We start from the raw sequence: 13,961 nt of genomic DNA, 5'->3' as shown, positions 1-13,961 counted from the left end.
CGGCGGGTGTCGACCTGACGGTGGGCTCAACCGGACATCGACACCCGCTGGCCGCCCTGGTCCGGCAGTCGATCGGCGAGCATCGAATGGGCCGCGCGGGTGGCGGCGAGCGTGGCCGGATCCAGCGTGGCCACCAGCACCGCCGTGCCCTCGTCGGCGCCCCGGGCCAACGCCCGCCCCTGCGGGTCGTAGATCGCCGCGCCTCCGTTGAAGCGCCACGGGTCGACGCCCCCGACCGCGTTGGCGAAGACCACGAACATCGTGTTGTCCAGAGCGCGCGCGGCGTAGTACAGGTCCCGGCGGTGCTCGGAGCCGGCCAGGTAGCCGCTGGGGCACAGGTAACCGTGCGCGCCGTCGAGGGCGGCGGCGCGGCCGTGCTCGGGGAAGCAGCCGTCGTAGCAGATGCCCAGCCCGAGCCGCCAGTCGTCGACGAGCAGCGTGGCGCCCCGCCCACCGGGGCTGAAGAGGTCGCGTTCACCGCCCCACAGCTGCTGCTTGTCGTACCCGACGCGGACCACGCCGACCCGGTCGATCACCAGCGCGGCGATGGTCCGCCGGCCGTCCGGGTGCCGGGCCGCGGCGCCGACGACGGCGGTGACGCCGGCCTCGCGCGCCGCCGCGCGCAGCGGATCGAGCCGGGGGTCGGCGACCGCCCCGGCCGCATCGACCGTGACGTCGGTGCCGGCCGGGTCGGCGGCGAGGGTCGGCGGGTGGTACGCGCAGAGGTACAGCTCCGGCAGGACGGCCACCCGGGCGCCCTGCCCACCGGCCCGGCGGACCAAATCGGCGGCGGCGACCGCGTTGCCGGCGACGTCGCCGGGAGTCGGTGTGGCCTGGACGGTGGCGACGGTCAGCGGGGCAGCGGGGGTGCGGGGCGGGGTCACCGGGCGATGGTAGCGGTGCCGACTCGGGGCGATATACCAAGCCGTACGTACGGTTTGCGTGACGCGGGGTGACCTGCGACGATCGACGCGTGCCCAGAGTAAGCCAGGACCAGCTCGACGCGCGCCGGCAGGAAATCCTCGCCGCCGCGCGGGCTTGTTTCGCCCGGCACGGTTACGAGGGGGCGACCGTACGCCGCCTCGAGGAGGCCACTCGGCTCTCCCGGGGTGCCATCTTCCACCACTTCCGGGACAAGGACTCCCTCTTCCTCGCCGTCGCCGAGGACGACGCCGCGGCGATGGTCGAGACGGTGGCCCGCAACGGTCTGGTGCAGGTGATGCGCGACCTGCTGGCCGGCGCCGTGTCACCCGACACCACCGGCTGGCTCGGCAGCCAGCTGGAGGTCTCCCGCCGGCTGCGCACCGACCCGGCGTTCGCCCGGCGCTGGGCGGAGCGGTCCGCGGCGATCGCCGAGGCGACCCGGGACCGGCTGGCCCGCCAGCGCGACGCCGGGGTGCTGCGCGAGGACGTGCCGATCGACGTGCTGGCCCAGTTCCTCGAGCTGGCCTACGACGGCCTGGTTTTGCACCTGGCGATGGGCCGACCGGCCGGCGACCTGGGCCCCGTGCTCGACCTGGTCGAGGAGGCGGTCCGCCGCCGCTGAGCGGACCGCCGCCGCTGAGCGTCCAGCTCGGACGCCGGGTCCCCGACCGTGGCGGCGCTGCTCCACAATGAGGCCGCCGATCCCTCCGGCGACAGGAGCAGCCAATGACCGACCTCGCCGCGTCGGGCGACACCTGGGGCATCCCCGGCCCGACCTTCCTCCGGCTCTACCTCGTGGCGACCGCCGTGATGGTCGCGCTCGCGGTGTGGCACCGGTTCCGCCGGCCGGCCAGCGCCTCGGTCAGCGTGTCGGAGCCGCTCAGTCCGCAGCAGGCCGCGTACCTCAACGGCGGTCCCCGCCTCGCCGTGCACGCCGCGGTCGGCGGCCTGCGCGGCGCTGGCGCGATCGGCGTCGGCCCGGACCGCCGGCTGCTCACCACCGGCCCGGCGCCGACCGGGCTCACCCCACTGGACCAGGCGGTGCACTGGGCCGCCCACCAGCGCGCCCGAGCCGGCGACCTGCCTGGGGACCAACGGGTCCGCACCGCGCTCGACCAGCTCCGCGCCGGTCTGGAACAGCGTGGACTGCTGCTGAGCCACGAGCGGCGCGCCGCAGCCCGGCACTGGACCCTGGGCCTCGTCGGCCTGCTGGCCATCGGCGGATACCGGCTCTTCGCCGGGCTCTCCAACGGACGCCCGGTCGGCTACCTGCTGCTCGCCATGGTCGCGGTGCTGGCGGCGGCGCTGGTGCTGTGGCGGGTGCCGAACCTTACCCGGGCCGGTCGGGCCGCACTGCGCGACCTGCGAGGTCAGCACGCCCACCTGTCCCCCGCCTCGTCCCCCGCGTTCGCCACCTACGGTGCGGCGGGCGCGGCGATGGGCGTGGCGTTGTACGGCACCGTGTCGCTGTGGGCCCTCGACCCGGGCTTCGCCGAGCAGGCCGAGATCCAGCGCCAGGCGGCGGCGTCCAGCAGCGGCTGGTCGTCGGGCTCCAGCGGCGGCACGTCGGGCGACGGCGGGGGCAGCTCGTGCAATGGTGGCAGCTCGTGCGGCGGTGGCGGTGGCGGTGGATGCGGCGGCGGGGGGTGCGGCGGATGACCGGTCCGTACGGCGTCGGCATCGGCTGGCGCCCGGAGATCGCCGGCTTCGTGGCCGAGCTGCCCGGCCTGCGCTTCGTCGAGGTGGTGGCCGAGTCGGTGTCCGCGACCGGGCCACTGCCACCGGGCCTGGCGCAGTTGCGCGAGCGCGCGGTGACCGTCGTACCGCACGGGGTGCGGCTCTCCCTCGGCGGCGCTGAGCCGGTCGATCCGGCCCGGGTCGCCCACCTGGCCGCGGTGGCGCAGCGGGTCGACGCCCCGCTGGTCAGCGAGCACATCGCCTTCGTCCGGGCCGGCGGCCTGGAGGCCGGGCACCTGCTGCCGCTGCCGCGCAGCCGGGAGGCGGTCGACGCGGTCTGCGCCAACGTCGCCCGTGCACAGGCCGACCTGCCGGTGCCCATCGCGCTGGAGCCGATCGCCGCACTGGTCGACTGGCCCGACGACGAGCTGGACGAGGCGGACTTCCTCACCGAGATCCTGGACCGGACCGGGGCGCTGCTGCTGCTGGACGTGGCGAACGTGTACGCCAACGCCCGCAACCGGGGCACCGACCCGCTGGCTCTGCTGGATCGGCTGCCGCTGGACCGGGTCGGATACGTGCATGTGGCCGGGGGCGCGGAGCGTGGCGGCTTTTACCACGACACGCACACCGACCCGGTGCCGCCGGCGGTGCTGGAGCTGGTCGGCGCGCTCTGCGCCCGGCGACGACCGCCGGCGCTGCTGCTGGAGCGCGACGGTGACTACCCGCCCGCGGCCCGGCTCCGCACCGAGCTGGACGCCCTGTCCGCCGCCGCGAGCTTCCCGGTCGTGACTTAACGCTTCCCCAAGGATGAATCCGGGGGATTTCCGGCTCGGACCGCATTCGACCCCTCATCCCGTAGGGAGGTGATCGCATGTCTCACGTCGTCAGCACCGGCACGGTCGCGCTCTACCGTGGCGAGGATCGTCCTTGCGGCGTTGAGGTCACGGCAGGCGGTGAAACCGCAGGCCGCGCACTCGAACACTCTGACATTCAACCCGATGCGCTGCTTGGCTCTCGCCGCGCACGAGGAACACGTCATGGTCGTGTAGGCGGGCGGAACCAGCACCACCTTCCGGCCCGCCCGCATGCCCTGCTGGATCAGTTCCCGCTTGGCCGCGCCGATCGCGGCGTCAGCGGCCTTACGTGCCATCGTGGACCTGGCCAGGAACGTCGGTTTGAAATCCTCCACGGCGATCACCTGATGGTGGTCGACGATCCGTTTCGCCCACTGCCGGGAGTCGTGGCTGTTCTGCCGGGCGGATTTCTTGTGCAGCTTCGCCGCCGCACGCTTGGCCCTGCGGTAGCCGTTGGACTGTCCATGCCCGTTGGGTCGGCGGCGACGGGACATCTTTCGCTGCACTTTGGCCAGTTCGGCGGCGCACCGCTTGCGATGCCCGAGGTGCGGCAGGTCGAATCGGGCGTCGGTGGTTGTGGCGGTGGTCTTCACACCCCAGTCAATACCGATCGCCCCGGACACCGCGGGCGTGGCGGCCACCTCGCGGCGCACGACGAACGACGCGTACCAGTGCCCGAGGCTGTCTTGGTAGACGCGCACGCTGGTCGGCGGGGACGGCAGATCCCGCGACCACACGACGGGCACGAGGATGCCACCGGCAAGACGCAGCCGCCCGTCGGCGACGGTGAAGCCACGCAGGGTGTATTCCATGCTGGGCAGCGACCGTTTGCGGGTTTTCACCGTCGGCCGCCCACGGCCTTTCACGGTGAACGAGTGGCGCAGCGCGCCCGCGTAGGTGCGCAGCGCTTGTTGCTGGACGACTTGCGAGCCGTCACGCAACCACACGTTTCGGGCACGGGCTTCGGTGAGCATCTTGGACAGGCCGCCGAAGGTGGGCTTCGCACCGATCTTCTGCTGGTGCACAGCCTCGTTCCACAGGAACCGGCAGCGACCCCATTCGGCGAGCAGTGCGGCCGTCGCGGTCGCGCCGGGGCGCAGCCGGTAGGTGTAGCGCACTGTCTCCATCACAACAATCACTATAAAGCACAGCGCTATATAGTGCCGGGATGGATGAGGTCAGATCCAACAACAACGTCGTCTACCGCTGCAAATACCACGTCGTGTGGTGCCCGAAGTACCGCCGCCCCGTCCTCACCGGGGCAGTGGACGACCGGCTCAGACAGATCATTCGCGAGGTGTGCGCCGAACGAGACGCTCCCATCGAGGCAATCGAGACCATGCCCGATCAGGTCAACCTGCTGGTCGTCTGCGACCCGCAGTACGGCATCCACCGACTCGTCAAGCAGATCAAGGCCAGGTCGTCGCGACTTCTGCGGCAAGAATTTCCGCACCTCAAATCCAGGCTTCCGACCTTGTGGACCAACAGCTACTTCGTCGCCACAACCGGCGGCGCGACCTCAGAGGTGGTCAAACGCTATGTCGAAAACCAGCGCGACGTGTGAAACGGTCTCTTACCTCTCACGGCAAAAGCCGGGTTTCTCGGGACCGACCCGATGACCGACGCACGCGACGGCACCGGCACGCGGCCACCCGTCGATCTCACAAGGCTCGCCGACCGGCAGGCGGAGCTGGTGGCGACCCTGGTCGGCGGAGGGCCGCCACCGCCGGGGTTCGCACCGACCCAGCTCGCCGCCACGCGGGCGGCCCTGCTGCGCAAACGTGCCGGCGAGGTGGCCCGGCACTGGCCACTGCTCGCCGCCGGCCTCGGCGCCGGGTGGTCGACGACATTCGCCGGCTGGGCCGACCGGCGACCTACCGCCGGGTCGCTGTGCGACGGTTGGGACCTGGCCCGTGCGCTGGACGAGCAGCGTGCGCTGCCCCCGGCGGCCGCCGAGGAGCTGGCCGTCCGGGAGTCGCGCCTGCGCTACGACGGGCATCAGGCGCCGCGTCCCCGTCGGCTGCCGGCGGTCGCCCGCGCCGGCGGCGCCGTCGCGGTGCAGATCGCCGGCCGGGTACGCCTGCTGCGGCCTGCCCCGCGTCCCCCGGCGCCGCAGCCCGCCGGTGGCGACGGCGTACCGGATGCGGCAGGATCGGCGGCATGGATCTCGGACTGACCGACCGGGTGTACGTGCTCACCGGCGCCTCCCGCGGCCTGGGTTACGCGACGGCGCAGTGCCTGGTCGCCGACGGGGCCCGGGTGGTGCTCTCGGCCCGGGACGCCGACGCGGTGGCCGCCGCCGCCGAGCGGTTGGGCGGCCCGGAGCGGGCGGTCGGCTTGGCCGCGGACCTGGCCGACCCACAGACCCCCGGTCAGCTCGTCGCGGCGGCCCGGGAACACTTCGGTCGGCTCGACGGCGCACTCATCTCGGTCGGCGGCCCGCCCGCGGGCAACGCCGCGTCGGTCACCGACGAGCAGTGGCGGCAGTCCTTCGAGACCGTCTTCCTGGGCACCGTCCGCGCGGTACGCACGGTCGCTGACGCGCTGCCCGAGGGCGGCGCGATCGGGCTGGTGCTCTCCACCTCGGCCCGCGGCCCGGTGCCCGGCCTGGGCATCTCGAACGGCCTGCGGCCCGGTCTGGTGGGGGTCGCCAAGGACGTTGCCGACGACTACGGCCCGCGTGGAGTGCGGGTGGTCGGGCTGCTGCCCGGCCGTATCCTGACCGACCGCAACCGGGAGCTGTTCGCCTTGACGGGCGACCCGGAGCGGGCCCGAACGGAGGCGGAGGCCGGCATCCCGCTGCGGCGCATCGGCGACCCGGCCGAGTTCGGTCGCGTGGCCGCGTTCGTGCTCTCCCCCGCCGCGAGCTACCTGACCGGCCTCACCGTGCCGGTCGACGGTGGCGCGCTGCGCGGGCTGTGACGCCCGACGCGCTCCGGCGAGCCAGCGACGCGGCCGGGCACCCCCGGCCGACCCGGGCGGAGCTGGCCGCCGCCGCGGACCGGACCATCCCCGACGTTCTCGCGCCGGGGATGGCGGTGCTTTTCGTCGGCATCAACCCCGGTCTCTGGTCGGCCTCGACCGGCTGGCACTTCGCCCGGCCCGGTAACCGGTTCTGGCCGGCGCTGCACCGGGGAGGGTTCACCCCTCGACTGCTGCACCCGAGCGAGCAGGACGAGCTGCGCGCTCTCGGCCTCGGCATCACCAACATGGCCGCCCGGGCCAGTGCCCGCGCCGACGAGCTGACCACCGAGGAACTGCTCGACGGTGCCCGGCTGCTCACCGCCACGGTGGACCGGTACCGGCCGCGCTGGGTGGCGGTGGTGGGTGTGACGGCGTACCGGATCGGGTTCGGCCGGCCGAAGGCCACCTTCGGGCCGCAGCCGGAGTCGCTGGCCGGGGCACGGCTGTGGGTACTGCCCAACCCGAGCGGGCTGAACGCACATTTCACGCCGGTGACCCTGGGCGTCGCGTTCGCCGAGTTGCGCCTGGCGACCGGGCTGCCGGACCGCCGCCCGGGCTGAGCCGGCGCGCCGCCGGGGCCGGTGGGTCAGTTCGCCGCCGCGGGCGGCAGCGCCTCGTCGGCGACGTAGGTGCCCAGCGGCATGATCACCGGCTCGGGGCCGGTCGCGTCCACGTACGGGGTGGGCGAGTCGGCGATCGCGAACTGGGTCCGGTACAGCTCGGCGTAGAGCCCGCCGACCGCGACCAACTCCTCGTGCCGCCCGCGCTCCACGATCCGCCCGCCGTCCAGAACCAGGATCTGGTCGGCGTCGCGGACGGTGGAGAGCCGGTGCGCGATCACCAGCGCGGTTCGCCCGGCCAGCGCCACCGACAGCGCCCGCTGCACCGCCGCCTCGCTCTCCGAATCCAGGTGTGCCGTCGCCTCGTCGAGGATCACGATCGACGGGGCCTTGAGCAGCAGCCGGGCGATGGCGATGCGCTGCTTCTCGCCGCCGGAGAACCGGTAGCCGCGCTCCCCCACGGTGGTGTCGAGCCCGTCGGGCAGCGACCGGACCAGGTCGGCGACCTGGGCGCCGGCCAGCGCGGCCCAGATCTCGTCGTCGGTGGCGTCCGGCTTGGCGTAGCGCAGGTTCTCGGCGATCGTCTCGTGGAACAGGTGCGAATCCTGGGTGACGACGCCGATCTCGTCGCGCAGGGAGGCGAGCGTCGCGTCCCGCACGTCCACCCCGCCGACCAGCACCTGCCCGTCGGTGACGTCGTAGATCCGGGAGATCAGCATGGACAGCGTCGACTTGCCGGCGCCGGACGGGCCGACCAGGGCGACCATCTGCCCCGGCTCGACGCTGAACGAGACACCCTTGAGCACCGGCTCGTTGACGGTGCGGTCGAGCGTCGCGACCTCCTCCAGTGATGCGAGGGAGATCTCGGCGGCGCTCGGGTAGCGGAACCGCACGTCGCGGAAGTCGACCCGGCCGGTGCCTCGGGGCACCGGCACCGCGTCGGGCTTCTCCACGATGCCCGGCTTCAGGTCCAGCACCTCGAAGACCCGGTCGAAGGAGACCAGCGCGCTCATCACGTCCACCCGGACGTTGGAGAGCGCGGTGAGCGGGCCGTACAGGCGGGTGAGGAGCAGCGCGAGGGTCACCACCGTGCCCGCGCTGACACCGCCGGTCACCGCGAGCCAGCCGCCGAGGCCGTAGGTGAGCGCCTGGGCCAGCGAGGCGACCAGCAGCATCGCCACGAAGAACGTCCGCGAGTACATGGCGGACTGGATGCCGATGTCGCGCACCCGCTCGGCCCGGCCGGCGAACCGGCGGGCCTCGATCTCAGGCTGGCCGAAGAGTTTCACCAGCAGCGCGCCGGCCACCCCGAACCGCTCGGTCATCGTCGCGTTCATCTTGGCGTCGAGGTTGTACGCCTCGCGGGTGATGTCGGCCAGCCGCCGGCCCACCCGGCGGGCCGGAATGATGAAGATCGGCAGCAGCACCAGCGACAGCGCGGTGATCTGCCAGGAGAGCGTGAACATCACCGCGGCGGTGAGCACCAGCTGGATGACGTTGCTGACAACCCCGGACAGGGTGGACGTGAACGCCCGCTGGGCGCCGAGCACGTCGTTGTTGAGCCGGCTCACCAGCGCGCCGGTCTGGGTGCGGGTGAAGAACTGTAGCGGCATCCGCTGCACGTGGTCGTAGACCCGGGTGCGCAGGTCGAGGATGATGCCCTCGCCGATCCGGGCGGAATACCAGCGCTGGGCCAGCGAGAGCAGCGCGTCGGCGACCGCCAGCGCGGCGATGAACAGGGCCAGCTTGACCACCAGCCGACCGGCCTCGGTGCCGCCCCGGTTGATCGCGTTGATCACGTCGCCGGCGAGCACCGGGGTGGCCACGCCGATGATGGCGGCCAGCACCACGGTGGCCAGGAAGACCACGATGTCGCGCCGGTAGGGCTGGGCGAAGGCGACGATCCGCCTGGCCACCCCGTGCTTCAGCCGGTGGGTGGAGACCTCGTCCCGGTTACGCATCGACCGGAGCATGCTCCAGCCCGCCATGCCACCGCCGGACATCGGGTTGGACACCGTTCACCTCCGGGTTGTCGGGCAGACCGCATCGTCAGGTCAATTCTCCCGACGACTGTGACAACCTCGGTCGTAACCCGGATCTTCCCGTACGGTCCTTACTATTCTCCCTGGCCGGCGAGATCACGCAGCCGGCGGGTCTGTGCCTCCCGCTCGGCGCGCTGCTGGTCGGCGTGCGACCGCCCGGCGGCCCCGGCGAGCAACGCCTTGATCTCCACCACCGCGTCCCGGGCGCCCGCGAGCAGGCCGGCGGTCAGGTCACGGACCGCGCCGTCCAAGTCGATCGGCGGCACGACGAGGGTGGCCAGCCCGATCCGGTCCGCCTCGGCGGCGTCCAGCCGACGGCCGGTCGCGCAGATCTCCAGCGCCCGGGCATAGCCGACCAGCTCGACGAGCCGCTTCGTGCCGGCCAGGTCGGGCACCAGACCGAGGGTCACCTCGGCCATCGACAGCTTCGCGTCGGTGGTCAGGACCCGCAGGTCACAGGCGAGCGCGAGCTGGAACCCGGCGCCGATCGCGTGCCCCTGCACGGCCGCGACAGAGATGACATCCGGGCGGTGCAGCCACGTGAAACCGGCCTGGAACTCGGCGATCCGGTCCGCGCACTCCTGCTCGGGCAGCGTGGCCAGCTCGGCGAAGGACCCCGGGCCGGAAGCGCCAGCGACGGAGAGGTCGAGACCGGCGGAGAAGGCACGCCCCTCGCCCCGGACGACGACCACCCGCACGTCACCGGGCAGGTCGCGGGAGAAGTCGCTCATCGCCCGCCACATGGCGGGAGTCTGGGCGTTGAGTACGTCGGGCCGGCACAACGTCACCGTGGCGACCGGCCCGTCGCAGGTCAGCCGGACCCCGGTCGCCTCGGCGGTCACCGGGCGGCCCGGGGAGCGGAGCTGTCGGACGACGCTGGGGGGCGGGTCACGCCTTCTTGCGGCGCCGGGCACCGCCGCGCTGGCGCAGCTGCACCCCGGACTCAGTGAGCACTCGGTGGATGAACCCGTAGGAACGGCCGGTCGAGGCCGCCAGCGCGCGGATGCTCTCCCCCGAGGTGTACCGCTTTACCAGGTCCTTGGCGAGCGTCTGACGCTCGGCTCCGACGATCCGGCGACCCTTCTCAGTGCTGGTGGCTGTGCCAGTGGCTGCCATGCTGTGTCCTCACGTCCCAGACTGTGCGGTTCGGATACGGTCCCACCTATTAGACCGCCTCGAACGATCATGCGCCAGATATCAACTCTTCGCCAACCGACACGCTATGCAATGTCAGCTTCCCGATAGAGTGATCCTGGCGATCGGTCCCGCCGCACCGGCCGGGCGTACCACCATCGCCGCGCGACGATGCCCGTCGACGACCCGTACCCTGCGGTCGTGACCGACCTGTTGGGCACCGCGGCCGGGGCGGCCGTGGTCTTCGCGGCCACCGACATCGACGACATCGTCATCCTGACGCTGTTCTTCGTCACCGCCCGCCGCACCGGCCGACTGCGGGTCCGGCAGATCGTGGCCGGGCAGTACCTCGGCATCGGGACGCTGGCGTTGGCCAGCGTGGTGGTCGCCGCGGGCCTGCTGGTGGTGCCGGACCCGTGGACCGGGCTGCTCGGGCTGCTGCCGATCGCGCTCGGGGTCCGCGCTCTCGTTCAGCGCGACGGCGACGAGGAACCCGTCGTGGTGTCCTCCACACTCGGGGTGGCCGGAGTGACGATCGCGAACGGCGCCGACAACGTGGCCGTCTACGTACCCGTGTTCCGGGCCCTCGGCCCCGCCGACAGCGCGGTCTTCCTGCTGGTCTTCGTGCTGCTCATCGCGCTGTGGTGCGCCGTCGCGGCCTGGCTGGGCGGGCATCCCAGGATCGTCCGGCTGGTCGAGCGCGCCGGCCACTGGCTGGTGCCGGCGATCTTCGTCGGCATCGGGGTGGTGATCCTGGTCAGCTCCGGCGTGCTCGGCCGGCTGGTCGACCTGCTCGGCTGAGGGCGGCCCCGGATGTTAGGAAGGGCCCCTTCTTATCGCCTCGCGATAAGAAGGGGCCCTTCCTAACAGGCAGCGACCGGGAGCGGTCAGGCCAGCTCGACCAACTCGAGCAGGTCGTCGCTCCAGGCGTCCTCGTCGCCGTCCGGCAGCAGGATGGCCCGGTCCGGCTTGAGCGCCAGCACCGCGCCCGGGTCGTGCGTGACCAGCACGATCGCGCCCGGATAGTTGGCGATCGCGTCCAGCACCTGCTCCCGGCTGACCGGGTCGAGGTTGTTCGTCGGCTCGTCGAGCAGCAGCACGTTGGCGCCGGAACAGACCAGGGTCGACAGGGCCAGCCGGGTCTTCTCGCCGCCGGAGAGCACCCCGGCCGGCTTGTTCACGTCGTCGCCGGAGAAGAGGAACGCGCCGAGAATCTTGCGCAGGTCGGTGTCGGACTGCTCGACGGCAGCGGCGCGCATGTTCTCCAGCACCGTCCGCTCCACGTCCAGCGTCTCGTGCTCCTGGGCGTAGTAGCCCAACCGCAGCCCGTGCCCGGCGTGCACCTCGCCGGTGTCCGGGGTGAGCAGGCCGCCGAGCATTCGCAGCAGCGTCGTCTTGCCGGCGCCGTTGAGCCCCAGGATGGCCACCCGCGAGCCGCGGTCCACCGCCACGTTGACGTCGGTGAAGATCTCCAGCGAGCCGTACGACTTGGACAGGCCGGTCGCGGTGAGCGGGGTCTTGCCGCAGGGCGCGGGGCTGGGGAAGCGCACCTTGGCCACCCGGTCGGCGACCCGCACCTCCTCCAGGCCGGAGATGAGCTTCTCGGCCCGGCGGGCCATGTTCTGCGCGGCGACGGTCTTGGTGGCCTTGGCCCGCATCTTGTCGGCCTGCGCCATCAGGGCGCCGGCCTTCTTCTCCGCGTTGGCCCGCTCCCGGCGGCGGCGCCGCTCGTCGGTCTCGCGCGCCTCCAGGTAGGCCTTCCAGCCCAGGTTGTACACGTCGACCACGGACCGGGTGGCGTCGAGGAACCAGACCTTGTTGACCACCGACTCCAGCAGCGCGCCGTCGTGGGAGATCACGATCAGGCCGCCCTTGTGGTTGGCGAGGAAGCCGCGCAGCCAGGTGATCGAGTCGGCGTCGAGGTGGTTGGTCGGCTCGTCCAGCAGCAGGATGCCGCCGCCGTTCTCGCCGGCGTCCCGGAACAGGATCCGGGCCAGCTCGATGCGCCGCCGCTGACCGCCGGAGAGGGTGCCGATGGTCTGCGCCAGCGCGCGGTCCGGCAGGCCGAGGTTGGCGCAAATCCGGGCGGCCTCGGCCTCGGCCGCGTACCCGCCCAGGGCGGCGAACTGGTCCTCCAGCGCGCCGTAGCGGCGAACCAGCTTGTCGTCGGCGTCCTCGGCGAGCCGGGCCTCGACCTCCTGCATCTGGGACATCAGCACGTCCAGGCCGCGCGCGGAGAGGACCCGGTCGCGGCCGGTCACCTCCAGGTCGCCGGTGCGCGGGTCCTGCGGCAGGTAGCCGATGGCGCTGCGCTGGTCGATCTGCCCGGCGTACGGCTGACCCTCGCCGGCGAGCACCTTCAGCGTGGTCGTCTTCCCGGCGCCGTTGCGGCCCACCAGGCCGATCCGGTCACCGGGCTGCACACGCAGGGTGGTGTCGGACAGCAGGATCCGGGAGCCGGCACGCAGTTCCAGGCCGGTGGCAGTGATCATCTGTTCGGGGCTCGCTCTCGGGGTCTGGAAGGCTGACTCGGGGCACGCGAAACGGCCGGCGGGCTCGGTGGCCCGACGGCGCGGGGCGGTTCAGCCTTCGCAGCGCAGCACCCAACCAGTGTACCGGGCGCTCCTGGACGTCCCGCCCGGATTACCAGCCAAGATCATCGGGTACGGGTAACGGCTATCCGGACCAGTCCGGCACTGAGGCGACACAACGACATTCACACGACAATCACCGGCATACGGCGATCGGGGTCAGCATGGAACTCAACGAGCGGGCCGAACTCGACACCTCCCAGGTCAACGACCTCGGTCGGGGCGGCGGATCCGGCGGCGGCATCGGCATCCCGATCCCCGGCGGCGGCGGTCGGGGCGGGATCATCGGCATCGTGGTGGCCGTGCTGGTCGCGCTGCTCGGCGGCGGGTTCGGCCTGAACGCGATGACCAACGGCGACGACGGCGGGCAGGCCGGCGGCACCAAGCTGGAGGGGTGCGACACGAGCAACGCCCAGCGCTTCGAGGACGTGCGCTGCCGCAACCTGCTCTACGTCAACAGCATCCAGGACTACTGGGAGAAGGCGTACCCGGAGCTGGGCAAGGGGACGTACGAGCCGACCACCACCAACTACTTCGAGGCCGCGGTCAACACCGGCTGCGGCCAGGCAGACTCCGGCGTCGGCCCGTTCTACTGCCCGGCCGACCGGAAGGTGTACATCGACCTGAGCTTCTACAACGAGCTGGCCTCCCGGTTCGGCGCCAAGGGCGAGTTCGCCGCGCCGTACGTGCTCGCCCACGAGTACGGCCACCACGTCCAGAACCTGCTCGGCACCAACGAGCGGGCCGGCCAGGGCGACCAGAGCGGGCCCCGCTCCACCTCCGTACGTCTGGAACTGCAGGCCGACTGCTACGCCGGCGCCTGGGCGAAACACGCCACCGAGAGTAAGGACAAGACGGGCCAGGAACCGCTGTTCAAATCGGTCACCGAGACCGACATCAGCGAGGCGGTCCAGACCGCCGAGGCGATCGGTGACGACACCATCCAGCAGCGCTCCGGCGGTCGGATCAACCCCGACCAGTTCACCCACGGCACCTCCGAGCAGCGGCAGCGCTGGTTCCGGCAGGGTTACGACCGCGGCGACCCGAACACCTGCGACACCTTCGGCACCAACCAGCTCTGACACCGCACACCTGTCGTGGGGGGGCCGCCAAAGCGCGGCCCCCGCCCCCAGCGGCCCCCCGCCGCGGGGGCGGGGCGCCCGGGGGCGCGGGGGGCGGGTACCCACCGGGGGCGGCGGGCGGGGCGGGCGC

At 72.4% G+C, this 13,961-nt stretch carries 15 protein-coding genes; 9 read left to right on the top strand and 6 right to left on the bottom strand.

All coding sequences use genetic code 11. From position 1 onward, the window contains the following. Positions 1 to 26: 26 nt before the first annotated feature. Positions 27 to 884 (bottom strand): carbon-nitrogen hydrolase family protein, encoded by an 858-nt coding sequence (locus ACFYPS_RS34290; protein WP_354968129.1) that lies wholly within the window; start codon positions 882 to 884, stop codon positions 27 to 29. Positions 885 to 973: 89 nt separating this feature from the next. Here ACFYPS_RS34290 and ACFYPS_RS34285 point away from each other — a divergent pair, with 89 nt between their 5' ends. From ACFYPS_RS34285 to ACFYPS_RS34275, 3 genes are all read left to right on the top strand, one after another. Beyond that, on the top strand, positions 974 to 1,546 hold the full coding sequence (locus ACFYPS_RS34285) for a helix-turn-helix domain-containing protein (RefSeq protein ID WP_354968130.1): 573 nt from the start codon (positions 974 to 976) through the stop codon (positions 1,544 to 1,546). Between the two features lie 104 nt (positions 1,547 to 1,650). Next, positions 1,651 to 2,583, top strand: a complete 933-nt coding sequence (locus tag ACFYPS_RS34280; protein WP_354968131.1) for a TIGR04222 domain-containing membrane protein — start codon at positions 1,651 to 1,653, stop codon at positions 2,581 to 2,583. Next, positions 2,580 to 3,398 carry a DUF692 domain-containing protein gene (locus ACFYPS_RS34275; protein ID WP_354968132.1) on the top strand — a complete coding sequence of 273 codons (819 nt, stop codon included), beginning with the start codon at positions 2,580 to 2,582 and terminating at the stop codon, positions 3,396 to 3,398. Before ACFYPS_RS34280 ends, ACFYPS_RS34275 begins: the two co-directional genes overlap by 4 nt. Here the strand turns inward: ACFYPS_RS34275 and ACFYPS_RS34270 are convergent. Further along, positions 3,395 to 4,585 (bottom strand): transposase, encoded by a 1,191-nt coding sequence (locus ACFYPS_RS34270; RefSeq protein ID WP_354968164.1) that lies wholly within the window; start codon positions 4,583 to 4,585, stop codon positions 3,395 to 3,397. The two genes, ACFYPS_RS34275 and ACFYPS_RS34270, sit on opposite strands and share 4 nt — an antisense overlap. 41 nt (positions 4,586 to 4,626) lie before the next feature. On the opposite strand from ACFYPS_RS34270, the gene tnpA reads away from it, so the two are divergent. From tnpA to mug, 4 genes are read left to right on the top strand one after another with little or no spacing between them, the layout of a single operon-like run. After that, a complete protein-coding gene (tnpA, locus tag ACFYPS_RS34265; RefSeq protein WP_354968133.1) occupies positions 4,627 to 5,022 on the top strand; it encodes an IS200/IS605 family transposase in 396 nt (131 codons plus the stop codon). A 51-nt stretch (positions 5,023 to 5,073) separates the two neighbouring features. Then, the gene (locus ACFYPS_RS34260) at positions 5,074 to 5,634 is read left to right on the top strand and encodes a hypothetical protein (RefSeq protein ID WP_354968134.1); all 561 of its coding nucleotides are present in this window, start codon (positions 5,074 to 5,076) and stop codon (positions 5,632 to 5,634) included. Continuing rightward, positions 5,619 to 6,380 carry an SDR family oxidoreductase gene (locus ACFYPS_RS34255; protein ID WP_354968135.1) on the top strand — a complete coding sequence of 254 codons (762 nt, stop codon included), beginning with the start codon at positions 5,619 to 5,621 and terminating at the stop codon, positions 6,378 to 6,380. The genes ACFYPS_RS34260 and ACFYPS_RS34255 overlap by 16 nt, the downstream gene beginning before the upstream one ends. Then, positions 6,377 to 6,982 carry a G/U mismatch-specific DNA glycosylase gene (gene mug, locus ACFYPS_RS34250; protein WP_354968136.1) on the top strand — a complete coding sequence of 202 codons (606 nt, stop codon included), beginning with the start codon at positions 6,377 to 6,379 and terminating at the stop codon, positions 6,980 to 6,982. The genes ACFYPS_RS34255 and mug overlap by 4 nt, the downstream gene beginning before the upstream one ends. A 26-nt stretch (positions 6,983 to 7,008) precedes the next feature. Here the strand turns inward: mug and ACFYPS_RS34245 are convergent, their stop codons facing one another. The 3 genes from ACFYPS_RS34245 to ACFYPS_RS34235 all read right to left on the bottom strand — a co-directional run bounded on the left by ACFYPS_RS34245 (position 7,009) and on the right by ACFYPS_RS34235 (position 10,140). Next, complete coding sequence (locus tag ACFYPS_RS34245) at positions 7,009 to 8,985, bottom strand: ABC transporter ATP-binding protein (protein ID WP_354968165.1); 1,977 nt, start codon at positions 8,983 to 8,985, stop codon at positions 7,009 to 7,011. 113 nt (positions 8,986 to 9,098) lie between these two features. Continuing rightward, positions 9,099 to 9,866: an enoyl-CoA hydratase/isomerase family protein gene (locus ACFYPS_RS34240; RefSeq protein WP_354968137.1), complete on the bottom strand. Its 768-nt coding sequence runs from the start codon at positions 9,864 to 9,866 to the stop codon at positions 9,099 to 9,101. Positions 9,867 to 9,912: 46 nt separating this feature from the next. Next, a complete protein-coding gene (locus ACFYPS_RS34235; RefSeq protein WP_007462679.1) occupies positions 9,913 to 10,140 on the bottom strand; it encodes a helix-turn-helix domain-containing protein in 228 nt (75 codons plus the stop codon). Between the two features lie 219 nt (positions 10,141 to 10,359). On the opposite strand from ACFYPS_RS34235, the gene ACFYPS_RS34230 reads away from it, so the two are divergent. Next, positions 10,360 to 10,959: a cadmium resistance transporter gene (locus ACFYPS_RS34230; RefSeq protein WP_354968138.1), complete on the top strand. Its 600-nt coding sequence runs from the start codon at positions 10,360 to 10,362 to the stop codon at positions 10,957 to 10,959. An 86-nt stretch (positions 10,960 to 11,045) separates the two neighbouring features. On the opposite strand, the gene ACFYPS_RS34225 is transcribed toward ACFYPS_RS34230, so the two are convergent. Next, a complete protein-coding gene (locus ACFYPS_RS34225; RefSeq protein WP_354968139.1) occupies positions 11,046 to 12,650 on the bottom strand; it encodes an ABC-F family ATP-binding cassette domain-containing protein in 1,605 nt (534 codons plus the stop codon). Positions 12,651 to 12,913: 263 nt separating this feature from the next. Here ACFYPS_RS34225 and ACFYPS_RS34220 point away from each other — a divergent pair, with 263 nt between their 5' ends. Beyond that, positions 12,914 to 13,831 carry a neutral zinc metallopeptidase gene (locus tag ACFYPS_RS34220; protein WP_354968140.1) on the top strand — a complete coding sequence of 306 codons (918 nt, stop codon included), beginning with the start codon at positions 12,914 to 12,916 and terminating at the stop codon, positions 13,829 to 13,831. The last annotated feature ends 130 nt before the right edge of the window (positions 13,832 to 13,961 follow it).

Source organism: Micromonospora sp. NPDC005087, assembly GCF_042872965.1.
In the GTDB taxonomy this organism is placed as follows: domain Bacteria; phylum Actinomycetota; class Actinomycetes; order Mycobacteriales; family Micromonosporaceae; genus Micromonospora.
This window is presented reverse-complemented; position numbering and strand designations above follow the sequence as displayed.

Excerpts from the sequence above, each read along its gene's own strand:
- ACFYPS_RS34280 (WP_354968131.1), top strand. The coding sequence starts at position 1,651 with ATGACCGACCTCGCCGCGTCGGGCGACACCTGGGGCATCCCCGGCCCG.
- ACFYPS_RS34275 (WP_354968132.1), top strand. The coding sequence starts at position 2,580 with ATGACCGGTCCGTACGGCGTCGGCATCGGCTGGCGCCCGGAGATCGCC.
- ACFYPS_RS34270 (WP_354968164.1), bottom strand. The coding sequence starts at position 4,585 with ATGGAGACAGTGCGCTACACCTACCGGCTGCGCCCCGGCGCGACCGCG.
- tnpA (WP_354968133.1), top strand. The coding sequence starts at position 4,627 with ATGGATGAGGTCAGATCCAACAACAACGTCGTCTACCGCTGCAAATAC.
- ACFYPS_RS34260 (WP_354968134.1), top strand. The coding sequence starts at position 5,074 with ATGACCGACGCACGCGACGGCACCGGCACGCGGCCACCCGTCGATCTC.
- ACFYPS_RS34255 (WP_354968135.1), top strand. The coding sequence starts at position 5,619 with ATGGATCTCGGACTGACCGACCGGGTGTACGTGCTCACCGGCGCCTCC.
- ACFYPS_RS34245 (WP_354968165.1), bottom strand. The coding sequence starts at position 8,985 with ATGTCCGGCGGTGGCATGGCGGGCTGGAGCATGCTCCGGTCGATGCGT.
- ACFYPS_RS34235 (WP_007462679.1), bottom strand. The coding sequence starts at position 10,140 with ATGGCAGCCACTGGCACAGCCACCAGCACTGAGAAGGGTCGCCGGATC.
- ACFYPS_RS34225 (WP_354968139.1), bottom strand. The coding sequence starts at position 12,650 with ATGATCACTGCCACCGGCCTGGAACTGCGTGCCGGCTCCCGGATCCTG.
- ACFYPS_RS34220 (WP_354968140.1), top strand. The coding sequence starts at position 12,914 with ATGGAACTCAACGAGCGGGCCGAACTCGACACCTCCCAGGTCAACGAC.